Below are 22203 nucleotides of genomic sequence, written 5' to 3'. Positions count from 1 at the left end.
GCCCGGCCATGCTGATCCTCGGCCTCGAATCCTCGTGCGACGAAACCGCGGCGGCGCTCGTCACCGGCGACCGGCAGGTCCTCGCCCACCGGCTGGCGGGGCAGGAGGCGGCGCACGCACCCTATGGCGGCGTCGTTCCCGAGATCGCCGCCCGCGCCCATGTCGAGGCGCTGGCGCCGTTGGTCGAGGCGGCGCTCGCCGACGCGAACGTCACCCCGGCCGATGTCGACGCGGTCGCCGCGACCGCCGGTCCCGGCCTGATCGGTGGCGTGATGGTCGGCCTGGTCACCGGCAAGGCGCTCGCCCATGCCGCGGACAAGCCGCTGATCGCGGTCAATCACCTGGAGGGTCACGCGCTCAGCCCGCGCCTGTGCGATCCCGACCTCGCCTTTCCCTATCTCCTGCTGCTGGTGTCGGGCGGCCATTGCCAGCTGCTGCTGGTCGAGGGGGTCGGCCGCTATCGCCGTCTCGCCACCACGATCGACGACGCCGCGGGCGAGGCGTTCGACAAGACCGCCAAGCTGCTCGGCCTCGGCTTTCCCGGCGGTCCTGCCGTCGAGCGCGCGGCGGCGGCCGGCAACCCCCAGGCTGTCGCGCTTCCCCGCCCGCTGAAGGGCGCGGCCGAGCCGCATTTCTCCTTCGCCGGCCTGAAGAGCGCCGTCGCCCGGGCGGTCGACCAGTATAGCCCGGAGGACCTGTCCGCCTCGTTCCAGCAGGCGGTGATCGACTGCCTGGTCGACCGCACCGCCCGCGCCCTCGCCGCCGCGCCGCAGGCGGAGACGCTGGTCGTCGCCGGCGGTGTCGCCGCCAACACCGCGGTCCGCACCGCGCTGCGGTCGCTGGCGGAGGCGCATGGCCGCCGCTTCGTCGCCCCGCCCCTGTGGCTGTGCACCGACAATGCCGCGATGATCGCCTGGGCGGGGGCCGAGCGCTTCGCCGCCGGCCTCACCGATCCGCTCGACACCGCCGCCCGCCCGCGCTGGCCGCTCGACCCGGCGGCAGAGGCGGTGCGCGGCGCCGGGGTGAAGGCATGAGGATAGGGGTCATCGGCGGCGGCGCATGGGGCACGGCCCTCGCGCAGGTCGCCGCGTTCGGCGGTCGCGAGGTGCTGCTCTGGGTGCGCGGGGCCACGCTGGCCGAAACGATCACGCGCGAGCGCAGCAATCCGCTCTACCTGCCCGGCATCACCCTCGCCCCCACCATCCGCGCCACCACCGACGCGGCCGATCTGGACGCGGTCGACGCGCTCCTCGTCGTCGTGCCCGCGCAGCATCTGGGCTGTGTCCTCTCCGGCTTTGCTATCGGCACCCGCCCGCTGGTCCTCTGCGCCAAGGGGATCGAGGCGGGCAGCCGCCGCCTGATGGCGGAGGTCGCCGCCGCCATCCACCCGCGGGCGCCGATCGCCGTCCTGTCCGGCCCGACCTTCGCGCACGAAGTCGCGCGCGGCCTGCCGACAGCGGTGACGCTGGCCTGCGCCGACGCGCAGGTCCGCGCCGCCTTGTCCGAGCGTCTCGCCGCCCCGCATTTCCGCCCCTATGCCTCGACCGACGTCATCGGCGCGGAGATCGGCGGCGCGGTCAAGAACGTGCTCGCCATCGCCTGCGGCGTGGTCGAGGGCGCCGGCCTCGGCCAGAACGCGCGCGCCGCGCTGATCGCGCGCGGTTTTGCCGAGATGACGCGCTTCGGCCTGGCGCGCGGGGCGCGGGCGGAGACGCTAGCCGGGCTGTCGGGGCTGGGCGACCTGGTCCTTACCTGCTCCTCGACCAGCAGCCGCAACTTCTCGCTCGGCGTCGGGCTCGGCCGCGGCGAGTCCGCCGCCAGCCTGCTCGCCGACCGCCGCACCGTCGCGGAGGGCGCCTTCACCGCCCCCGTGCTGCTTCAGACGGCGGCCGAGGCCGGCGTCGACATGCCGGTGTGCGAGGCGGTATGCCGGCTGCTCGAAGGCGCGGCGGTGGCGCAGGTGATCGGCGCGCTGCTTGCCCGGCCGCTGAGGGAGGAGGGGGTATGACCGCGATCGGGATCTATGGCAGCAGCGGGCGCATGGGCCGCGCGATCGCCGAGGCGATCGAGCTGGCCGGCGCGACGCTGGCCGGCGGCGCCGACGCGGGCGACGATCCCGCGCCCCTCGCGCAGACCGCCGACGTGCTGCTCGACTTCTCGACCGCCAGCGGGGTCGAGGCGCACCTCGCCGCCGCGGTCGCCGCCGGCACGCCGATCGTCATTGGCACCACCGGCCTCTCGGCCGCACAGCATGCCGCGATCGACGCCGCCGCGCGCGACGTCGCCGTGCTCCAGACCGGCAACACCTCGCTCGGCGTTACCCTCCTGGCGACGCTGGTGCGCGAGGCGGCGGCGCGGCTCGGCCCCGACTGGGACATCGAGATCGTCGAGATGCACCACCGCCACAAGCTCGACGCCCCGTCCGGCACCGCATTGCTGCTCGGCGAGGCGGCGGCGGGCGGCCGCGGCTCGACCCTGTCGGAACTGCGTGTCGACGAGCGCTTCGGGCTGGTCGGCGCGCGGTGCGAGGGGACGATCGGCCTGGCCGCGTTGCGCGGCGGATCGGTCGTCGGCGACCACAATGTCATCCTGGCCGGGGAGGGCGAGCGGATCGAGCTTGGCCACTATGCGCAGGACCGCTCGATCTTCGCGCGCGGCGCCGTGAAGGCGGCGCTGTGGCTCGCCGGCCGGTCCGCCGGCCGTTATCGCATGGGCGACGTGCTCGGCCTGTGAAACGGGCCGACGTCTTCGAATTCTACGGCCGGCTGGCGGAGGCGAACCCGCATCCCGAAACCGAGCTGGAATACACCAATCCCTATACGCTCCTCGTCGCCGTCGCCCTGTCGGCGCAGGCGACCGACGTCGGAGTCAACAAGGCCACCCGCGCCCTGTTCGCGGAGGTCGATACGCCGGCGAAGATGGTCGCGCTGGGCGAGGACGGGCTGAAGCAGCACATCCGCACCATCGGCCTGTTCAACAGCAAGGCCAAGAACGTGATCGCGCTCAGCGAAATGCTGCTCGCCGACCATGGCGGCGAGGTTCCCGCCGACCGCGACGCGCTCGAACGCCTGCCTGGGGTCGGCCGCAAGACCGCCAATGTCGTCCTCAACACCGCCTTCGGGCAGGAGACGTTCGCGGTCGACACCCACATCTTCCGCGTCGGCAATCGCACCGGCCTGGCGCGCGGCAAGACCCCGCTGGCAGTCGAGCTGAAGCTGGACAAGGCCACGCCCCAACCCTTCCGCCTCCACGCGCACCACTGGCTGATCCTTCACGGCCGCTACACCTGCAAGGCCCGCCGCCCCGAATGTTGGCGCTGCCCGGTCGCCGACCTGTGCGCGTACAAACCGAAGACGCCGGCGCCGACGGCCTGATCGTCATCCCCCATGTCCCCGCGAAGGCGGGGACCCAGTGCCTTCGTCCCCGAACGACAGACGGATGTTCGCGCAAAGACGCAAAGACGCGATGAGGTCCCGTGCGCGACAGCGCACCCTTCCAATCATTCTCGCAGATAGAGAGCTGCCGCCCCCTCATCCGCAACACCTTCGCGTCTTTGCGCCTTCGCGCGAAAATCATCGTTCGATGAAGGTTCACGCGGAGCCGCGGAGCCGCGGAGGGGTTGCATCCAGCCGCGCGGCCACCGCCCATCACCAGGCCGAGGCAAAGCCGGTGCGCTACCGCGCACGAGACACCCTCCGCGTCTCCGCGCCTCCGCGCGAAACCCTATCGAACCCGCCGCACCGAGGTGATCCGCACCGGCGCCGACAGGATCTGCCCGCGCATCGCCGCACCCCCCGCCGTGGGCGAGGTCGGCGCCGCGAGGATCCGCCGCACCACGTCCATGCCCGACAGGACATGCCCGAACACCGCGTAACCCAGCTTGTCCCCCGTCGCCGCGGGGTTGGCGTCCAGCGTCGGCACCGAACCCACGACGATGAAGAAATCGCCCCGCCCGCTGCCCGGCTCCGCCCGCGCCAGCGAGATCGCGCCGTCGTCATGGGTCAGCCCGGTCTTCGTCGTCGGCTCGTGCGCGATCGGCGGGAAGATCAGCTTCGTCTGGTTGCGCACCCCGCCCTGCACCAGCCCGGCACTCTCCCCCAGCTTCATCGCGCGGTAGAAGTTGGTCCCGTCGAACCGCTTCGCATCGACGTAGCGCAGGAAATTGGCGACGGTGACCGGCGCCTTGTCGCGCTCAAGCTCGACCAGGATAGGGCCCTCGGCGGTGGCGATCGTGACCCGTACCGTGCCGGCCCGCGGCGTGGCGGAAATGGTCGGGGTCGGAGTCGGGGTGGGAGAGGGAACAGGCTCCTGCGCCGCCGCTATCGCCAACAGAACCAGAGCAAGTTTCAACATGGGACCATCCTAATCAAATCCTCCCCTGCAAGGGGGAGGGGAACGCCGCGAAGCGGTGGTGGAGGGGTGTCCCCGCCAGCGGTGAAGTCCCGACCTAAACCACCGTCGACACCCCTCCGTCATGGCTGTGCCATGCCACCTCCCCTTACAGGGGAGGAATGGAGTCACCCGCGCCCCACCATGGTCACATGCCCCATCTTCCGCCCGGGCCGCGCCGTCGCTTTCCCGTACAGGTGCAGGTGCGCGCCCGGATCGCCCAGCGCGGCCAGCCCGTCATCGTCGCCGATCAGGTTGCGCATCGTCGCGCCCGTGCCCGTCAGCGCGGTCGAGCCCAGCGGCAGGCCGCAGATCGCGCGCACATGGTTCTCGAACTGCGAGGTTTCCGCCCCCTCGATCGTCCAGTGGCCGCTGTTGTGCACGCGCGGCGCCATCTCGTTGAACACCGGCCCGTCCGCGCCGACGAAGAACTCGCACGCCAGCACGCCGACATAGTCCAGCTCGGCCATGATCCGCCGTGCCAGTTCGCTCGCCGCGTCGACCTGCGCCAGCACCGCCGCCGGCGCCGGCACCGTCGAGGTGCGCAGGATCGCCTCGCGGTGGACGTTCAGCGGCGCGTCGTACAGCGCGACCGCGCCGTCCTGTCCCCGCGCCATCAGGATCGAGAATTCATGCTCGAACGCGATGAAGCCCTCGACCACCGCCGGCCCGCCGATCGCCTCCCACGCCGCCGCCACGCCGCCGGCGTCGCGGATCACCGCCTGCCCCTTGCCGTCGTAACCGAAGCGGCTGGTCTTCAGGATTGCCGGATAGCCAATCCGCGCCAGCGCCGCCTCCAGATCGGCCAGGCTGTCGACCGGCGCCCAGGGCGCGGGACGCCCGCCCAGCCCCTCGACGAAGCGCTTCTCCGCCGCCCGCTCCTGCGCCACCGCCAGCGCGCGCGGATGGGGGTGGACCGGCACCCGCTCGGCCAGCCACTCGACCGGCGCCACCGCGACATTCTCGAACTCGTAGGTGACGACGTCGCAGGCGGCGGCAAAATCGGCCAGCACGATGCGGTTGTGGTAATCGGCACGCGTCGTCACCGATGCGGTCTGCGCCGCCACGCTCTCGCGATCGGGGGCGAGGACATGGGTGCGATAGCCGAGCTGCGCCGCCGCCACGCCCAGCATCCGCCCCAGCTGCCCGCCACCGAGGATGCCGATCGTCGATCCGGGCGCCAGACCCTGCCCCGACATCAGGCGGGCTCGATCGCGACCGCGTCGGTCTGCGCCTGCCGCCATGCCTTCAGCCGCTCGGCCAGATCCGCGTCGCCCAGCGCCAGGATCGCGGCGGCAAGCAGCCCGGCGTTGATCGCCCCCGCCTTGCCGATCGCCAGCGTGCCGACCGGGATGCCGCCCGGCATCTGCACGATCGACATCAGGCTATCCATGCCCTTCAGCGCCTTGGACTCGACCGGCACGCCCAGCACCGGCAGGTGCGTCATCGCCGCCGCCATGCCGGGCAGGTGCGCCGCGCCGCCCGCGCCCGCGACGATCACCTTCAGCCCCCGATCGGCGGCGCCGGTCGCGTAATCGTACAGCCGCTGCGGCGTGCGGTGTGCGGAGACGACCCTCGTCTCGTGCGCGACGCCCAGCGCTTCCAGCGTCGCAGCGGCGTGCCGCATCGTGTCCCAGTCGGACGTCGAGCCCATGATGATGCCGACCTGCGTCATGGCCGGCGGTTAGCGGCGGCGGCGCGGCGTGGCAATATTTGATGACGGCACCAGCCCGCTCCCCCACCCCGCGTCAGCGCGGTCAAAAGAGCTTGCGCACGCCCAGCCGCACGGAGCGCCCGATCGGATCGAGGAACGCGCCCTGGAACCGGTTCGGCACCGCGCCGGTCCGGTCGCGCACATCGATGCGGTCGTTCAGCAGGTTCTCGACCGTGAACTGCACCGACATCCGCTTCGCCCAGGGGGCCTTGGCGATCCGCTCGACATCGACGTTGCTGTACAGCACCAGCCAGGTCCGCCCGGAAAAGCGCAGGTCCGCCGCCGCCAGGTCGCCCCGTACCCGTGTCGGCCCCTGCACCCGCGCGAACAGGCCGCTGCTCACCGGGCCGATGCCCAGCCCGGCATTGCCCTCCAGCTCCCAGCGCGGCCGCCCGCCGGTGCCGTCCAGCGTCGCTCCGCCGAGCAGGTCGAGCGGCGCGGTGCCGGGGCGCAGCGTCACCCGGTCGGCGAGCCGCAGCGTGCCCGTCAGGTTCATATAGAGCGTCGGCCGCGGCTTGGGCGGGGCAGGCGGCGGCGCGTCCTTCGCCTGCTGCCCCGGCGCGGCGGCGGGTGGCGGCGGGGGTGCGGGGCCTAGCCGGGTAAAGAAGTTGGCCGATAGCTGGACCTTCCGCTCGCGCTCGGCCGCTAAGTTGACCAAGCGCACGTCGACCTGGGTCAGCACGCCAGCCTCGTCGCGCAGGAACCGGTCGGGGAAGGCTGCCTGGATCGCCGGCAGCGTCCCTGCGAGGACCGTCGCCTGGTTGCGGATGCGCGTATCGACATAGTCCAGGTTCAGCCGCAGCTCCTTGCCCCGGATCGGCGACAGCGCGACGCCCAGCGTCGTGACGCTCCGCCGCTCCGGGTCGAGCGCCGGATTGCCGCCGCTGATCGTCGTGACCAGCGGGCTGGTCCCGGTCGCGAAGTCGAAGAAGGGGGTGTTGGGCGCGGTGATCGTCGGCGCGGTCAGCAGCGCGATCGCCGGCGGCGTCTGCGTGCGGTTGACCGCGCCGTTCAGCTCGAGCCCGCGCAGCGGCGCCCAGTTCAGCCCCAGGTTCGAGCTGAACAGCCGGCCATAGTCGGACACGTCCGACACCCCGATCATCCCGTTCGCGCTCAGCCGCCCAACGAACGCCAGCACGCCGCGCTCGGGCGAGGCGATCGGGACGCTGGCGTTGACGCTGGCGCCCCCCGTCGTGCGCTGCAGGTCAAGCGACGGATCGCCACTGCCGAGCAGCCGCCCACTGCTGGTCGAGCGTGCATAGTCGGCCGACACCGTCAGCTGCGCCGGCCCGGCGGGCAGCTGCACCAGCGCGCCGCTCATCACCGCCTTGCCGACCAGCGTGCCCGTCGCCGTCCGGCTGCGCGCGACCGGCCGCTGGGCTGCCGTCCCGTCCGGCACCACACCCAGTTCCGCTACAGCAGTGCCGCGCACCCGGTCGTAACTGCCGGTGACGTTCCACAGCCAGCGGCCGAGATTCCCTTGCACCGTCGTGCCGCCATGTAGCGTCAGCCCGGTGCTCCGCTGGCGCAGCGGCGATCCCGGCAGATAGGCGACGCCGTCGCTCGGCAACCCGTTCAGCCCGGTCGAACGCTGGGCCTCCATCGACAGATTGGCAGAGGCGTCGACCTTGCCCAGCACCGTCGCCAGCGTGCCTTCGCTGCGGACCTGGTCGGTCCGCCCGATCAGCGTGCGGTACGGCCCCAGGTCGATCATGCCGGGTTCGGGTACGATGTCGCGCTGGCTCTGGAAGACCGGGTTCAGTCGGAGATAGGACGCGCTGAGCGAGGCGCGTCGCGGCCCGTCGATCCGTGTCGACCCGACCTCGGTGTAATTGGTTTCGCCACCGCCCTCGGTAGTGATGCCGGGCAGCTGCTGCACCTGAAGGCTCCGGAAATGCTTCTTGGTAATCAGGTTCATCAGCCGCACCGTCGGCGGATAGCCGAAGCGCCCCGCTTCGCTCTCGGGCAGGATCTCGGTTCGCTCGATCGCCTCGGGCGGGATGCTGCGCAGGTCTTCCCAGCCGGAGATGCGCCGCCCGTTCAGCAGCAGCACCGGCTCGCCCCCGACCGCCGACCGGCCGAGCGGCTTCAGCCGGTCGAGCAGTTCCTTCATGCTGGTCGCGCCCAGCGACCGCAGTGCGTCGCCGTTCAGCACCGCGACCGGCGCCGCATCGCCGATCGCCGAGCCCTGGACCCGCTCGCCGGTGACGACGATCGCGTCGTCGTCGGCCGGGACCGGCGGCGGCGCGGCCAGCGCGAGCATGACGAATGCGATCATCGGAGGCGAGGGTGAACCAGCCTCATGTCTGGCGCAAGCGCCAGTCCATGCTTTTGTCCGTGTTAATCCCTATGGTCGTCATCCCCGCGCGGGCGGGGATCCAGACTCGCTAACGCGCGGGAATCTGACCGCAACGTCAGCGTCTATGGGTTCCCGCCTGCGCTGGAATGACGAAGCTGCGGGTATTTCCCCGCTCACCGCTCCGACAGATAGTACCGATCCGTCGCCTTCAGCGCATCGTCCAGCTCGTACACGATCGGCTGGCCGGTCGGAATCTCCAGCCCGGTAATCTCGTCGTCGGGGATCGCCGACAGGTGCTTGACCAGCGCGCGCAGCGAGTTGCCGTGCGCGGAGATCAGCACCCGCTTGCCCGCCTTCAGCTCCGGCGCGATCCGTTCCTCCCAATAGGGCAGGACGCGCGCGATCGTGTCCTTCAGGCTCTCGGTCTGTGGGATTTCGATCCCGGCATAGCGGCGGTCGGCAGACAGGTCGAACTCACCGCCCGCCTCGGCCACCGGCGGCGGCACGTCGAAGCTGCGTCGCCAGATCTTCACCTGATCCTCGCCGTGCTTGGCCGCCGTCTCCGCCTTGTCGAGCCCGGTCAGCCCGCCATAATGCCGCTCGTTCAGCCGCCAGTGCTTCTCGGTCGGCAGCCACAGCCGCCCCATCGCCTCCAGCGCCAGGTTCAGCGTCTTGATCGCGCGGGTCTGCAAGGACGTGAAGGTCAGGTCGAAGTCGAGGCCCTTGGCCGCCATCATCTCCCCCGCCGCCCGCGCCTCGGCCGCGCCCTGCGCGGTCACGTCGACGTCCCACCAGCCGGTGAAGCGATTCTCCAGGTTCCAGGCGGACTGGCCGTGGCGGATCAGGACGAGCTGCGGCATCGGGGTTCCTTTCGTGTCGCTGCCCGCATAGTCGGCGAACGGAAAGCCTTCCACCCCCTCGTTCCCCCGCGCAGGCGGGGGCCCAGTGCCTTCTGCACGGTCAAATGTTTTCACGCGAAGGCGCAAAGAGAAGAAGTTGAGGTTCACGCGGAGACGCGGAGCCGCGGAGAAGAAGAGGTTCGCGCAGATAGCGCAGATAGCGCAGCCTGCGCGCCAGCGCGCAGAAACATCACCGTCAGATAATGAAAAGCTGCCGCAGGACCGAACGCAACCCCTCCGCGTCTCCGCGCCTCCGCGTGAACCAAATCCTCTTCGCGCCTTCGCGCCTTCGCGAGAACATAACTATCTTCTCTTAGCGTCTCAGCGCGAACACCCTCCCTCTCGCGTCATCCCGGCGAACGCCGGGATGACGAGGGGACGCCCCCTCAACCCCCGTCGATCACATCCGCCAGCGTCTCCAGCATCGCATGCGCCAGCCGCTTCGACCGTTCCGATCCCCAGCCGAATTCCGGGTCCGGGTTCAGGTCATGGTCCTTGAACGGCATCTCCAGCGTCATCGCCAGCGCGCCGAACCGCTCCGCCACCTGGTTGGTCGACATCGACAGGTTCGCCGTCCCCGCCGCCGCCTTCACATAGCCCTGCTCGGTCTGGAAATCGGGCGTGTGCGCCGCCAGCCGCCGGCCATAGTCATAGAAGCGCTCGCCCCGCGCTTCGGTCCAGGACGGAATGCCCTCATACCCCGCGATGAAGTTCGCCGGGATCGCCTCGTCGCCGTGGATGTCCATTGCCACGTCGACGCCGGTCGCATCCATCGCTGCCAGCACGCACAGCACCTCGGGGCTGCGCTCGGCCGAGGGGGCGTGCCACTCGCGGTTCAGGTTCACCCCCGCCGCGTTGGTGCGCAGGTGGCCGCGGCGCGTGCCGTCCGGGTTCATGTTGGGCACGACGTGGAACGTCGCCTTGGCCAGCAGGTCGCGCGTCACCGGGTCGGCGGCGTCGCCCAGCCGCTCCAGCGCGCCTTCCATCCACCACTCGGTCATCGATTCGCCGGGGTGCTGGCGGCCATAGATCCAGACCTGCTTCGGCCCGGAACCGATGTCGAAACAGTCGATCGCCTGCCCGTCCAGGCTCTGCCCCAGCTCGCGGTGGCGCATCCCCGGCACCAGCGCGGTCCGTGCGACCAGCGCCTCGTGCTGCTCCATCGTGTACGGCGCGAAATAGGCGAACCATGCCAGCGCGGTGTCGGGCGTCCACCGCCACTCCAGCACTCCGTCGGCATAGCTCGTCCCGGTCATCCGCCACGCCAGCCGGTCGGTCGAGGCGCGCACCTTGTATCCCGGCCAGCCGAACGGATAGGCCGACTGGCCGGCGTTCAGGATGCGGAACGTCAGCGTCCGCCCCGCCGCCGCGCCCGCGACCCGGAAATAGAACCACTGGAAGAAGTCCGACTGCCGATCGGTCACGATCTCCAGGTCGACGCGGTCGCCCTCGATCGCGACCAGGCGGATGTTGCCGCTGTCGAACGCGGCGTTGATCTGAATGCTCATCGCACCTCGATAGTCCGCCCCGACTCGCCGGGGAAGCCGGTGAACAGTGCCGTGGCCAGCTTGGTCGCCTGCGCCTGCACGTCGGCATCGGGCTTGCGCGCGTCGGCGATGGCGTGGGCGCGGCCTTCCCAGACCGGCGACTGGTCGGCGCGGCGCTTGATCGTCACCGCCAGCTCCGATTCGACCAGCGCGCTGTTGCGGCTGCCCCCGATCGGGATGCCGATGCCGCCGCCCAGGCCCACGCCGCCGCCGCCGCGCCCGCCGCTGAAGCCGCCGCCGCCCAGCCCGATCGACAGGCCCGACGAGCGCGGCGGCCCCACCCGGTTGGCGCGGTTGAAGCTGACGGTGGCGACCAGCTGCGGCTGCGCACCGGCGGCGGGCAGCGCATAGCCGTTGCGCAGCAGCTGCGTCTCGACCGCGGCGGCATAGGTCTTGAACTCGATGCTGGGCGTCGCGCCCTCGGCCGCCAGCGGCTCCACGCGGATCGTGCCCCGCTCCAGCGGCTCGCCCAGGTGATAGCGGATGACGTCGGTCGGCGGCAGCGTCGGGCCGGTGGCGCAGGCGGACAGCCCGGTCAGGGCGATCAGGGGAAGGGCGAGGACGGCGATACGCTGCATGGGAACCTCGTGGCTATGATCTGCGAAGGACGTTTACAGACGTGCAACGCCCGCACCAGGCGGTCCGTTGCTTGACTTGGCGCCCCCTTGCCACTAGGCGGCGGCGCTTTCCAGACATCCAACGAAAAGCCGTCAGCCATGAAGATCCGCAATTCGCTGAAGTCGCTCAAGGACCGTCATCGCGACAATCGCGTGATCCGTCGTCGCGGCCGCACCTACGTCATCAACAAGACCAACCGCCGCTTCAAGGCCCGCCAGGGCTGAAGCCGACGGCAGGACGTCAGGCGATGTCGACTCGGCCCGAGGCCGTCATCTTCGACATCGGCCGCGTCCTCTACGACTGGGACCCACGGTTCCTGTACGAGCGCCTGATCCCCCGGGGTCCGGCGCTCGACGCGTTCCTGCGCGACGTGCTGACCCATGACTGGCATTTCCAGCACGATGCCGGCCGCGATTTCGCCGAGACCTCGGCAGAGCTGATCGCGCTCCACCCGCATCAGGCGGACCTGATCGCCGCCTGGGGGCCGCGCTTCCTCGAATCGATCCCCGGCCCGATCCCCGGCATGGTCGAACTGGTCGAGCGACTCGATGCGGCGGGCGTGCCGCTCTTCGCGATCACCAACTTCAGCCACGAATTCTGGCCGCCATTCCGCGCGCAGGAAGCCGCGCTGTTCGACCGCTTCCGCGACATCGTCGTCTCGGGCGCCGAGAAGCTGGTGAAGCCCGATGCCGCGATCTACCGCCTCGCACTCGATCGATTCGGGCTGCGTGCGGAGGAGGCAGTGTTCATCGACGACAATGCCGCCAACATCGCCGGCGCCGCAGCGATCGGCTTGCATGCGATCCACTTCACCGGTATCGATGACCTGCTGCCCCGCCTCGACGCGCTCGGCCTGCCCGCGTCAACGAACGCCGACGGTCGGCACACGATCGACGCTTAGGGCAGCGCCGCCAGCTGCGCCTGATTCGCGCGCATCTCGTCGGTGATGAGCAGTTCGCGGTCCAGCTTGCGGCCCTCGACATACGTGTCGGTCACGACCACGGTCGTGCCCAGATCCGTGATCCCGAACAGGCGCTTGGCGAACTGCGTCGGCATCCGCACGCAGCCGTGCGAAGCGGGAAAGCCCGGATTGCGCCCGGCATGCAGCGCGATCCCGTCCCAGGTCAGCCGCTGCATGAACGGCATCGGCGCGTCGTTGTAGAGGTTCGACTTGTGGATCTCGTTCTTCTGCAGGATCGGATAGATGCCGACCGGCGTCTCGTTGCCGTCTTTGCCGGTCGAGACGCTCGACGCCGCGACCAGGGCGTCACCGCGATAGACGAAGGCGCGCTGCTGGGGGATGCTGACCACGATCGTGACCGGATCGGTATTCGCCGGATCGCTCCAGACATAGGCGTTGGGCGCCAGGCTTTCCGCGGCTTCCTCGACATTTGCGGCGATCTCATTGGCAAAGGCCGGCACCGGCGCGATCGCCAGCAAGGCTGCGGTGGCAAGGATCAGCTGCTTCATCGTGGTCGTCCCTCTTTTCCGTTCCCCTTCACCTCGTTCAACGCACGGGGCGGGAGTTCGTGCCGCACTGCGGTGTCGGCCAAGCGTGACCCGTTCGGGACAGGGTGAGCCCGATCCCGTGCAACCATTTCGGATTGCAGCGGAATATTCATGCGAATCATGCTATCCGGCAGTCCACGGGGTTAACCAAGATCCGGGATGTCGATGCACGATCACGATATCGCGCGCGGTCGCCGCGCGCTTCTGAAGAATGGCCTATTGTTCGCGGGGGTTATGGCGGTGCCGGGTGCGGTGTCTTCCGCGACCCGCCGGCTGTCGACCGCCGAGTTGCAGGCTGCGGCCAAGGCGCCGGCCGCGCCGCTCGTCTCGCCCAACGTCGTCCGGCCCGAGCTGCTGCGCCAGGCGCTCGCCTCGCTCGACCGGCAGGGCAGCCGCGTCGCCCAGCGCGACCGGATGGGGATCGTCGACTTTACCGCCGGCTCGTCGCAGCCGCGCTTCCACTTCGTCGACCTTGCCAGCGGGCGCAGCACCTCGCTGCTGGTCGCGCACGGCAGCGGCTCGGACCCGGCGCACACCGGCTATCTGAAGCGCTTCTCCAACGATTTCGGCTCCAATGCCTCGTCGGAGGGCGCGTTCGTCACCGGCGATTATTATGTCGGCAAGCACGGTCGCTCGCAGCGGCTGATCGGGCTCGATCCGACCAACTGCAACGCGCTCGGCCGCGCGCTGGTGATCCACTCGGCCTGGTATGCCAACCCCGACATGATCCGCACCCACGGGATGCTCGGTCGCAGCCAGGGCTGTTTCGCGGTCGGCGAGAAGGACCTCGACCAGGTCTTCGCCCGCCTCGGCCAGGGTCGGATGATCTACGCCGCGAAGGTGTGACCGCGTCAGCCGGTGACGATCTTTCCTTCGGAAACCGTCACCGGCCACGCCGTCAGCGCCTGCCCCATGCACGGTCCGCCGACACAATTCCCTGTCTCGACCGCGAACAGCGCCGCGTGCCAGCTGCACGCGATCAGTCCGCCATCCGGCGTCAGATAATCGTCCAGCACCTGCGCCAGCGGCAGCCCGGCATGGGGACAGCGGTCGACATAGCCGTGGACCGCGTCACCCCGCCGCACGACGAAGCCGTGGAACCGCCCCGCCTTCATCTGCAGCACGAAGCTGCGTGCCCTGCCGTCGGCGATCAGGTCGAGCGGCCCCAGCGTCACCCCCGCCGGCGTGGCATGAACGCGCGTGTCGCTCACGTCCGAGCTGGCTGGATGTCCGCGCGGCACGCGCCGAAACCGATGGGCACATAGCCATCTGCCGAGGCGCGCGCGGTCAGCACGACCTCGTCGCCATCCTCCAGGAACGCCCGCGTCTCGCCGCCCGGCAGCATCACCGGCTGGCTGCCACCGCGCGAGATCTCGAGCAGGCTGCCGAAGCCGCTGTCGTCCGCCGCGGAGATGGTGCCGGTGCCGAGCAGGTCGCCCGGCATCAGGTTGCAGCCGTTCGACGCGTGGTGCGTCACGATCTGCGCGATCGTCCAGTACATGTTGCTGGCGAGCCCATGGCTGAGCCGGTGCGGAGCGGTGCCGGCCTTGCGCATCGCGGCGGTCGACAGGTGCACCTCCAGTTCGATCGCCAGCGCACCCCGCGCCTGATCGCCCTCGTCCCACAGATAGGGCAGGGGGCGGGGGTCGCCCTCCGGCCGCGGCGGCTGGGCGATGCGGAACGGCGCCAGCGCCTCGGCCGTTACCACCCAGGGGCTGACGCTGGTGTGGAAATTCTTGGCGAGGAACGGCCCCAGCGGCTGATACTCCCATGCCTGGAAATCGCGCGCCGACCAGTCGTTGAGCAGCGACAGCCCGGCGATATGCTCCCCCGCCTCGCCGATCGCGATCGGCTCGCCCAGCGCATTGCCGCGGCCGATCCACACGCCCATCTCCAGCTCGTAGTCGAGCCGGCGGCTGGGGCCGTAGTCGGGCACATCGGCCTGGGGCGGCTTGCGCTGGCCCTTGGGGCGGATCACCGGCACACCACTCGGCCGGACCGACGAGGCGCGGCCGTGATAGCCGATCGGCACCCATTTATAGTTGGGCAGCAGCGGCTGGTCGGGCCGGAACTGGCGCCCGACATTGTTGGCGTGGTGAATGCCGACATAGAAGTCGGTATAGTCGCCGATCGCCGCCGGCAGGTGCATCGTGCACTCATCGGCGCAGTGGAGCATCGGCGCGACGATCGCCTGATCGGCGTCGTCGGACAGCAGCCGCGACACCGCCCGGCGCAGCGCGACCCGATCCGCCACGGGCAGCGCGAACAGCGCATTGAGTGTCGTGCCCGTCAGCGCCGGCGCCACCGCGTCGGGCAGCAGCGCCGCGACGCCGGTCAGGTCGAGGATCATGTCGCCGATCGCGACCCCCGGTCGCGGCGTACCGCCCGAGGGCGCGAAGATGCCGAGCGGCAGGTTCTGCACGGGAAAATCGGCATGGCCGTTGGCGCTCTCGACCCAGCTGGTCAGCTCGGGCGCATGGGTGTGGTCGATCGTCATGGCAGGCGGGCTTTCGGGAAATCGGCCCAGACCGCGTCGTAATCGGGCTGGCCGTGCTCGATGGCATAGGATGTCGGACGATAGGGCCAGCAGCTTTCCAGCATGAACGCCATCGTCCCCGCGATCCGGTGCGGCTTCAGCTCGGCGGCGGACGCGCCCTGCCAGCTGGCGAGGTCCGGCCCGTGCCCGGCCATCAGGTTGTGCAGCGACAGCCCGCCCGGCGCGAACCCCTCCGCCTTGGCGTCATAGGCGCCGGTGATGAGGCCCATCGCCTCCGACATCACGTTGCGATGAAACCAGGGCGGGCGGAACGTGTCCTCCGCCACCATCCACCGTGGCGGGAAGACGACGAAGTCGGCGTTCGCGCGGCCGGGTACGTCGCTGGGGCTGGTCAGCACGGTGAAGATCGACGGATCGGGATGGTCGAACGACACGGTGTTGATCGTGTTGAAGCGGGCGAGATCGTAGCGCCATGGCGCGAGGTTGCCGTGCCACGCCACCACGTCGAGCGGCGAATGGTCGAGCGTCGTCGTCCACAGCGATCCCATGAACTTCTGGATCACCTCGGTCGGCGCGTCGCGATCCTCGTACCAGGCGACCGGCGTCTCGAAATCGCGCGGATTGGCCAGGCCGTTGGCGCCGATCGGCCCCAGGTCGGGCAGGCGGAATAGCGCGCCGTGGTTCTCGAGAGAGTAGCCGCGCGCGGCGCCGTCGGGCAGCACCGCGCGAAACCGCACGCCGCGTGGCACCAGCGCGATCTGGCCGGGGGCGACGGCCATGCGGCCAAGCTCGGTCAGCAGCTCCAGCCGCCCGTCCTGCGGCACGAACAGCAGCTCGCCGTCCGCGTTCATGAACACGCGCGACTCCATGTCGCGGTTCGCGGCGTAGAGGTGGATCGCCACGCCCTCCAGATCGGCGGGATGACGGTTGGCTAGCATCGTCGTCATGCCGTCGATCAGGTCGGTGCCGGGGGCGGAGTCGGCGACCGGGTCCCAGCGCAGCCGGTTGGGCGCGAGGGCTGCGTCGCTGGTGCCCGGCGCAAACCGCGCGGCACCGGTGTAGCGCACATAGGCAGGATGCTCCGCGGTCGGCCGCATCCGGTAGAGCCAGCTGCGCCGGTTCTCGTGGCGCGGCGCGGTGAAGGCGGTACCCGACAGCTGCTCGGCATAGAGGCCGAAGGCGGGGCGCTGCGGCGAGTTGCGCCCGACCGGCAGCGCGCCGGGCACCGCCTCGGTCGAGACGTGATTGCCGAAGCCGGGGATGTAGTGGGTCATCTCTACCTCTCAGATCCTCCCCGGAACGGGGAGGGGGACCAGCCGTAGGCTGGTGGAGGGGGCGGGCCGCGGGCGTTGCGCTGGTGGATGCCCCCCTCCACCAGCTTCGCTGGTCCCCCTCCCCGTGCCGGGGAGGATCTCAGGCGTCGACCTGGATCACACCTCTGCGAATTTGGTCGAGTTCAATCGACTCGAACAGGGCTTGGAAGTTCCCGTTCCCGAAGCCCTGATTGCCCTTCCTTTGAATGATCTCGAAGAAGATCGGGCCGACCATGTTCTCGGTGAAGATCTGGAGCAGCAACCCCTCGTCACCGACATTGCCGTCGATCAGGATGCGGTTGCGGCGCAGGCGTTCCAGGTCCTCGCCATGCCCCGGCACCCGCTTGTCGACCAGCTCGTAATAGGTATCGATCGTGTCCTGCAGCCGCACGCCGCGCGCGCGCAGCTTTTCCACGGTGTCGAAGATATCGTCGGTGGTCAGCGCCAGATGCTGGATGCCCTCGCCCTGATACTGGCGGATGAACTCCTCGATCTGGCTGTTCTCGTCCTGGCTCTCGTTCAGCGGGATGCGGATCGCGCCATCGGGGGCGATCATCGCCTGGCTGAACAGCCCGGTCGCCTTGCCCTTGATGTCGAAATATTTCTGCTCCTGGAAGCCGAACAGCCGGCCATAGAAGCTCGACCAGGTCCGCATCTCGCCGCGCCGGACATTGTGGGTCAGGTGGTCGAGCAGGTCGAGCCCGACATTATTGGCGGCCTCCGCCTCAACGGCGCCCGGCACCGGCTGCCAGTCGGCATAGAGGTCCGCACCCGCCTGGACGAGGTAAAGATAGCTGCCGCCGATCCCCTCGATCACGCGCGCCTCCGCGCCCAGCGTCCCGCGCGCGGCGTCGACCGCGGTGGCGCCCTCCTCGATCGCATGGGCGTAGGCGGCGGCGGGGTCGGCGACGCGAAACGCCATGCCGCTCGCCGACGGACCGTGCGCGGCGCGGAAGTCGGCCGCCTGCCCCTCGGCCTCGCGGTTCAGCAGCAGGTTGATGCGGCCCTGCTTGTAGCGGACCACGTCCCGGGTCGGATGGCGATGCGCGGCGACGAAGCCCATCGCCTCGAATTGCGCGGCGAGCGCGTCGGGATCGGGCGAGGTGAACTCGCAGAACTCGAACCCGTCCAGGCCCAGCGGGTTATCGGTCGCGGTCTGCTGATCGGTGGTCGACGCCATGGCATCCTCCAGAAGCGGTATCATTTGAAACCGGATCGCATGTTGCCGACATGGTGTCAAATGCTACTACTATCCCTATGAGCGACGTCCTCCGCCTCGATGCCTTCCTGCCGTTCCGGCTGTCCTTCACCTCGAACCTGGTAAGCGACACGATCGCGGGCATCTATGTCGCGCTGTTCGACCTGCGCATCCCCGAATGGCGGCTGATCGCGGTGGTGGCGGAGGAAGAGGCGTCGCCGCTCGGCGGCGCGACCCAGCAGGAGATCGGCCGGCGCACGCGGATGGACAAGGTGACGGTCAGCCGCGCGGCCATCGCGATGGTCGAGCGCGGGCTGATGGCACGCGTCGCGCATCCCGACGACAAGCGCTCGCACCTCCTGCACCTGACCGACGCCGGCCGCGACCTCTACGCGCAGGTCGCGCCCAAGGCGCTGGAGCTGGAGCGGCGCATCTTCGCCCGCTTCGACGCGGCCGAGCTTGCCGCCTTCACGGCGACGCTGCGCAAGATCGACGCGGCGATCCTGGCGGAAGAGCAGGCCGGCTGACTGCCATTCAGCGCAGGAACGGCCCCAGCACGAACGACAGCCGCGTTGCTTTCGACACGTCGAGCTTCTGGAAGATCGCCTGGGTCTGCTTGCGCACCGTGTCGCTGCTCGCCGACCGCCGCTCGGCGATCTCGCGCGCGCTCAGGCCATGGGCCAGGTCGATCGCCACCTCCGCCTCGGCGCGGGTCAGGCCGAAGGCGGAGACGAGCTGCTGCACCACCTGCCGGCCCGGCCGGTTCTCCGTTACCTGGATGATGCAGCCGATCGACATGCCGTCCTGCCGCAGCGGCGCCACGTCGAGCCGCGCCGGCAGACCGTCCGCCCCGGTCAGGGCGAGGGTGATCCGCTCCGCCTCCTCCGCTTCGGCAGTGCCGCAGCGAACGATCGCGGCGCGCAGCCGGGCATGACCCTGCGGATCGATCGCGACCAGCCGCTCGGCCGATGCCGCCAGGATCTCGCCGGCGTTGAGGATGGCAGCGGCCGGCTGCGAACAGGCCAGCACCCGTCCCGACGGGTCGCAGACGATCGCGGCGAGCCCGAGATCGTCGAGCGCAGCGATCCGGGCGTCGGCCTCGACCTGTCGCTGCCGCGCGGCCGGTACGACCCTGACCGACGGTCGGGCGACAGTGGGTTCCACGCCGTCGAATGCCGCGATGTCGGGGCGTAGCGCGGCGAAGGGGCGATCCAGCCAGATCGTCGCGCGCCGCCCCTCGATACCCGACAGCGGCCGCGACCGTCCGGTATTCCCGCCCGTGCTGATCGACCGTTCCATGCTGCCCCGCCTCCCGTTCCGCGTCGTCCCGGTATCGCGCCGATGGGTCGGAAGAGAGGTGTGGCAAATTGCGCCATTCGGCGGTTTTGTGCCGTAGCGCAGGATTTTACGCTACGTCACCGGCGCGTAGAGGCGGCCGATCAGCTGCTGGATCTTCGCATCGTTCGCCCAGCGCGCGGCGATGCGGCGGCGGACGCTGTTGCCGTACCAGTGCTCGCCGGCCGCGACCGCTTCGGTCATCAGGGCCTCGGTGCTGTCCCGGTCGCCCATCGAAGAGGCGAACAGCGCCGGCGCCTGCCGGGTCGTACTGGCCGCCCGATCGGCCTCGTCACGGCGCTGCCGGATCAGCAGCGCCAGCGCGGCGGCGGGATCGCGGGCATAGGCGGCGGTCAGCGCTGCGGCCTCGGCGATCGCGCGTGGCTCGTTGCGATACTTGGCGACCAGCGCATTCTCCCGCACGAACGCACCCAGGTCGCCCATCGCGATATAGACCCAGGACAGGCAGAGATGCAGGTTCGGGTTGTGCGGATATCGCTTCGCCAGCGCGGTCAGCGTCTCCAGCGCCTGCCGATCGCGCCCGGCAAGCCAGTGCGAATAGCCGTGCTCGATCTCGATTGCGGTCGACCCAGGCAACAGCAGCCGGGCGCGCGCATATTCCAGCTGCGCCTGCTCGTCGTAACCGGCATCGGCCAGCACGTTGGCGAACCAGAAATGCGTCTGGCCGTCGCGGTCGTCGAGCGCGATCGCCCGCCGGAACGAGGCCATGCCCTGATCCTTCCGGTTCTCTCCCCAATAGGCGATGAAGCCGAGCGCGCGGTGGGCGGCGGCCAGCTGCGGATCGAGGGCCACCGCGCGTTGCGCCGCGACCTTGGCCGCCCCGAACGCGGCCTGTCCGTCGGCGCTGCCATATTCGCGCTCCAGCAGCCAGACATCGGCAAGCGCGGCGTGCGCGGGCGCGAAGTCCGGCGCGCGCCCGATCACCCGGCGGAGCAGGCGGATCGCCTCGCGCAGGTCGGTATCGGTGCGCAGCGCCCAGTGGTCGCGCGCTGCGACGAAGTCCGCGGCCGCCTGCGGATCGGCGGGCAGCGAGACGGCGGCGGCGACCGGCCGGGCGAGCGGCGTGGGATCGCGCCATGCCAGCACCGCCGCGCCGGTCGCACCGAGGCCGCCGATCACCAAAACCGTGGGCAACCAGCGCCCGCGGCGACGCGAGGGAGCAGCGGGCGGTGCGGCGGGTGAGGGCGCGCCGGCCGGTTCATCCTCGTCGGCGTGGCGTAGCGCCCAAGCGGCCAGCTCATGCTCCAGCGCGAAGACCGAACCCTGCTTGCCGCCCGGCAGGCGTCGCACCGGCAGCTCGCGATCGCGGGCCCAGCGCATCACGGTGGAGCGATCGCGCTTGAAATAGCCCGCTATCGCCTTCCATCCGTCCAGTCGCTTGGTCGTGTCGACGTCCCGCTGCATCGATTCGGCGCATCCTGCAAACTGATGATGGCCGCCCGACACGAGCCGGGACCCGCGTGCGTGTCAACCGGTCGACGTCGAAATCGATGCAATCGCAGCGGATTTCAGCTCAGCGATGTGTAAAGGGACACCGGAATGGTGCCCGAGGGCGGATTCGAACCACCGACACTGCGATTTTCAGTCGCATGCTCTACCAACTGAGCTACTCGGGCATTGCCGATCCGGAGAATCGGGAAGCGCGTCCCTAGTCGGGCGCGTGCGCCTTGTCCACCCCGTCTGCATCCTCCGCATCGGCAGGGCCGGCGGGCAGGCGATATCCCTCGCCCAGCCATTGCAGCAGGTCGCGGTCGCGATGCCGGGCGGAGCAGAAGGGGGCGTGGGTTGGGTCGGCGGGATCGCCGCAGATCGGGCAGCCGGAGCGGGCCATTACATGCTCTCCAGTAAGTGGACGACACCGGTACGCCGCGCGAGTTCCGTCAGCCACTCCGGGCGCGCAGTGAGCGCCCGGAACGCCGATGCGGGCAGGCGGTGGTGAAGCGACGCGCCGGCCGGGCTGCGCTCGATCAGCCGCAGCGCGGCGCGCGCTGCCGCTGCCGCCGGATCGGCCCGCAGGCGCTCGGGCAGGGAGGGGCGGGGGCGGGGGCGAACAATCTGGAGAAAGCCGAAACCGTTCACCGCGGTCCGCTCGAACGGCTGCGGCAGCCCCGCGTCGAGCGCGGCGGCGATCGCCTGCCGAATAGCCTTGCCCTGGACGGTCGGGAAGTCGATGCCGATCGAGCCGCCGATGTCGTGGCGGACGATCGCCGCCGCCACCGCATCGGCCGCCGCCAGCGCCAGCGCGTCGACCGGCGGCGCGCCGTCGACGTCGAACAGCGTCATCGCCGGCGTCGGGCAGAGCAGCAGCGTGCCGCCCGAAAACGCGATCTCGCCACCGCTCGCCTCCTCCAGCACCTCGCTCCAGCCCGCCTGTTCGAGACGGTCGGGTTCGTGCGGGCGCAGGGTTCGAACCGGATGGCCGGTGGCGACGATGCGCGCGAGCAGGTCGGGCCCGGGCGCCGGTGCGGCATCGGCAGCGACGCAGCGCGCGGGCTTCGCGCGGCCGGGCTCGACGATCGGCTCGCGCGTGATCGCGACGGTCAGCGCAGATCCTTGCGTCATACCCGGCGGCACCGTGTCGAGCATCGCCTCGCCACCGTCGGCGAGCGTCACCCGCCCGCGCCGCGCCGGCAGCAGTTCGATCAGCCGTGCCGCGCAGACCGTGCCGACCAGCGGCCCGGCATCGTCGGGCTCGATCGCGGCGACCAGGATGCGGTCGTCGGCATCGACCAGCGCGGCCCGCTGTTCGCCGATGCCCGCCTCGTACAGCCACTCAGCCATGGGGAAATGCGGCCCGACATCTCTCGACCACATGATGTCCGAGGGTTCGGGGATGAGTCGCCCTCACCCCCATCGTCGGCCCG

General features: G+C 70.3%; 24 protein-coding genes and 1 tRNA gene. 8 read left to right on the top strand and 17 right to left on the bottom strand.

The window, feature by feature from the left end:
• Positions 1 to 8 precede the first annotated feature (8 nt).
• Genes tsaD through nth form a run of 4 tightly spaced genes read left to right on the top strand, consistent with a single transcriptional unit; the run spans position 9 to position 3374 of the window.
• Positions 9 to 1034 carry a tRNA (adenosine(37)-N6)-threonylcarbamoyltransferase complex transferase subunit TsaD gene (gene tsaD, locus Q5H91_RS07900; RefSeq protein WP_305172825.1) on the top strand — a complete coding sequence of 342 codons (1026 nt, stop codon included), beginning with the start codon at positions 9 to 11 and terminating at the stop codon, positions 1032 to 1034.
• Entirely contained in the window at positions 1031 to 2008 is a 978-nt protein-coding gene (locus tag Q5H91_RS07895) for an NAD(P)H-dependent glycerol-3-phosphate dehydrogenase (RefSeq protein ID WP_305172824.1), read from the top strand. Before tsaD ends, Q5H91_RS07895 begins: the two co-directional genes overlap by 4 nt.
• Positions 2005 to 2733 (top strand): 4-hydroxy-tetrahydrodipicolinate reductase, encoded by a 729-nt coding sequence (dapB, locus tag Q5H91_RS07890; protein WP_305172823.1) that lies wholly within the window; start codon positions 2005 to 2007, stop codon positions 2731 to 2733. The genes Q5H91_RS07895 and dapB overlap by 4 nt, the downstream gene beginning before the upstream one ends.
• Complete coding sequence (gene nth / locus Q5H91_RS07885) at positions 2730 to 3374, top strand: endonuclease III (protein ID WP_305172822.1); 645 nt, start codon at positions 2730 to 2732, stop codon at positions 3372 to 3374. The genes dapB and nth overlap by 4 nt, the downstream gene beginning before the upstream one ends.
• 349 nt (positions 3375 to 3723) lie before the next feature.
• On the opposite strand, the gene Q5H91_RS07880 is transcribed toward nth, so the two are convergent.
• From Q5H91_RS07880 to Q5H91_RS07850, 7 genes are all read right to left on the bottom strand, one after another.
• Positions 3724 to 4353, bottom strand: a complete 630-nt coding sequence (locus tag Q5H91_RS07880) for a peptidylprolyl isomerase (RefSeq protein ID WP_305172821.1) — start codon at positions 4351 to 4353, stop codon at positions 3724 to 3726.
• 164 nt (positions 4354 to 4517) lie between these two features.
• Positions 4518 to 5588: a 5-(carboxyamino)imidazole ribonucleotide synthase gene (locus Q5H91_RS07875; protein ID WP_305172820.1), complete on the bottom strand. Its 1071-nt coding sequence runs from the start codon at positions 5586 to 5588 to the stop codon at positions 4518 to 4520.
• Positions 5588 to 6064 carry a 5-(carboxyamino)imidazole ribonucleotide mutase gene (gene purE / locus Q5H91_RS07870; protein WP_305172819.1) on the bottom strand — a complete coding sequence of 159 codons (477 nt, stop codon included), beginning with the start codon at positions 6062 to 6064 and terminating at the stop codon, positions 5588 to 5590. Before purE ends, Q5H91_RS07875 begins: the two co-directional genes overlap by 1 nt.
• A gap of 82 nt (positions 6065 to 6146) precedes the next feature.
• Positions 6147 to 8381 (bottom strand): TonB-dependent receptor domain-containing protein, encoded by a 2235-nt coding sequence (locus Q5H91_RS07865; protein ID WP_305172818.1) that lies wholly within the window; start codon positions 8379 to 8381, stop codon positions 6147 to 6149.
• Positions 8382 to 8575: 194 nt separating this feature from the next.
• A complete protein-coding gene (gpmA, locus tag Q5H91_RS07860; protein WP_305172817.1) occupies positions 8576 to 9262 on the bottom strand; it encodes a 2,3-diphosphoglycerate-dependent phosphoglycerate mutase in 687 nt (228 codons plus the stop codon).
• Positions 9263 to 9687: 425 nt separating this feature from the next.
• Positions 9688 to 10809 carry a M14 family metallopeptidase gene (locus tag Q5H91_RS07855; protein WP_305172816.1) on the bottom strand — a complete coding sequence of 374 codons (1122 nt, stop codon included), beginning with the start codon at positions 10807 to 10809 and terminating at the stop codon, positions 9688 to 9690.
• Positions 10806 to 11426 carry a DUF4136 domain-containing protein gene (locus Q5H91_RS07850; protein ID WP_305172815.1) on the bottom strand — a complete coding sequence of 207 codons (621 nt, stop codon included), beginning with the start codon at positions 11424 to 11426 and terminating at the stop codon, positions 10806 to 10808. The genes Q5H91_RS07855 and Q5H91_RS07850 overlap by 4 nt, the downstream gene beginning before the upstream one ends.
• 138 nt (positions 11427 to 11564) lie before the next feature.
• Here Q5H91_RS07850 and ykgO point away from each other — a divergent pair, with 138 nt between their 5' ends.
• Together ykgO and Q5H91_RS07840 are read left to right on the top strand one after the other, a co-directional pair.
• Complete coding sequence (gene ykgO, locus Q5H91_RS07845; protein ID WP_003046794.1) at positions 11565 to 11690, top strand: type B 50S ribosomal protein L36; 126 nt, start codon at positions 11565 to 11567, stop codon at positions 11688 to 11690.
• Positions 11691 to 11713: 23 nt separating this feature from the next.
• A complete protein-coding gene (locus Q5H91_RS07840) occupies positions 11714 to 12367 on the top strand; it encodes an HAD-IA family hydrolase (protein WP_305172814.1) in 654 nt (217 codons plus the stop codon).
• Here the strand turns inward: Q5H91_RS07840 and Q5H91_RS07835 are convergent.
• Positions 12364 to 12936 (bottom strand): L,D-transpeptidase family protein, encoded by a 573-nt coding sequence (locus Q5H91_RS07835; protein WP_305172813.1) that lies wholly within the window; start codon positions 12934 to 12936, stop codon positions 12364 to 12366. The two genes, Q5H91_RS07840 and Q5H91_RS07835, sit on opposite strands and share 4 nt — an antisense overlap.
• A 204-nt stretch (positions 12937 to 13140) precedes the next feature.
• Between Q5H91_RS07835 and Q5H91_RS07830 the strand changes: the two genes are divergently transcribed.
• Entirely contained in the window at positions 13141 to 13821 is a 681-nt protein-coding gene (locus Q5H91_RS07830; protein ID WP_305172812.1) for a murein L,D-transpeptidase catalytic domain family protein, read from the top strand.
• 5 nt (positions 13822 to 13826) lie between these two features.
• On the opposite strand, the gene Q5H91_RS07825 is transcribed toward Q5H91_RS07830, so the two are convergent.
• From Q5H91_RS07825 to hppD, 4 genes are all read right to left on the bottom strand, one after another.
• Positions 13827 to 14186: a Rieske (2Fe-2S) protein gene (locus tag Q5H91_RS07825; protein WP_305172811.1), complete on the bottom strand. Its 360-nt coding sequence runs from the start codon at positions 14184 to 14186 to the stop codon at positions 13827 to 13829.
• On the bottom strand, positions 14183 to 15472 hold the full coding sequence (gene fahA / locus Q5H91_RS07820) for a fumarylacetoacetase (protein ID WP_305172810.1): 1290 nt from the start codon (positions 15470 to 15472) through the stop codon (positions 14183 to 14185). The genes Q5H91_RS07825 and fahA overlap by 4 nt, the downstream gene beginning before the upstream one ends.
• Positions 15469 to 16746, bottom strand: a complete 1278-nt coding sequence (hmgA, locus tag Q5H91_RS07815) for a homogentisate 1,2-dioxygenase (RefSeq protein ID WP_305172809.1) — start codon at positions 16744 to 16746, stop codon at positions 15469 to 15471. The genes fahA and hmgA overlap by 4 nt, the downstream gene beginning before the upstream one ends.
• A 139-nt stretch (positions 16747 to 16885) precedes the next feature.
• Entirely contained in the window at positions 16886 to 17989 is a 1104-nt protein-coding gene (hppD, locus tag Q5H91_RS07810; RefSeq protein ID WP_305172808.1) for a 4-hydroxyphenylpyruvate dioxygenase, read from the bottom strand.
• A gap of 53 nt (positions 17990 to 18042) precedes the next feature.
• Here hppD and Q5H91_RS07805 point away from each other — a divergent pair, with 53 nt between their 5' ends.
• Positions 18043 to 18510 carry a MarR family winged helix-turn-helix transcriptional regulator gene (locus tag Q5H91_RS07805; protein WP_305172807.1) on the top strand — a complete coding sequence of 156 codons (468 nt, stop codon included), beginning with the start codon at positions 18043 to 18045 and terminating at the stop codon, positions 18508 to 18510.
• A 7-nt stretch (positions 18511 to 18517) separates the two neighbouring features.
• Here the strand turns inward: Q5H91_RS07805 and Q5H91_RS07800 are convergent, their stop codons facing one another.
• The 5 genes from Q5H91_RS07800 to Q5H91_RS07780 form a co-directional block, all read right to left on the bottom strand.
• Entirely contained in the window at positions 18518 to 19282 is a 765-nt protein-coding gene (locus tag Q5H91_RS07800) for a helix-turn-helix transcriptional regulator (RefSeq protein WP_305172806.1), read from the bottom strand.
• 111 nt (positions 19283 to 19393) lie between these two features.
• Positions 19394 to 20743 carry a tetratricopeptide repeat protein gene (locus Q5H91_RS07795; protein WP_305172805.1) on the bottom strand — a complete coding sequence of 450 codons (1350 nt, stop codon included), beginning with the start codon at positions 20741 to 20743 and terminating at the stop codon, positions 19394 to 19396.
• Positions 20744 to 20879: 136 nt separating this feature from the next.
• A tRNA-Phe gene (locus Q5H91_RS07790) sits at positions 20880 to 20955 on the bottom strand.
• A gap of 32 nt (positions 20956 to 20987) precedes the next feature.
• Positions 20988 to 21170, bottom strand: a complete 183-nt coding sequence (gene yacG / locus Q5H91_RS07785; RefSeq protein ID WP_305172804.1) for a DNA gyrase inhibitor YacG — start codon at positions 21168 to 21170, stop codon at positions 20988 to 20990.
• Entirely contained in the window at positions 21170 to 22120 is a 951-nt protein-coding gene (locus Q5H91_RS07780; protein WP_305172803.1) for a ribonuclease, read from the bottom strand. Before Q5H91_RS07780 ends, yacG begins: the two co-directional genes overlap by 1 nt.
• Between the last annotated feature and the right edge of the window lie 83 nt (positions 22121 to 22203).

The sequence above is a fragment of the Sphingomonas aurea genome, from assembly GCF_030678875.1.
Classification (GTDB): Bacteria; Pseudomonadota; Alphaproteobacteria; order Sphingomonadales; family Sphingomonadaceae; genus Sphingomonas; species Sphingomonas aurea.
Note: the sequence above shows the minus strand (reverse complement) of the source record. Positions and strands in the feature narration are given on the sequence as shown.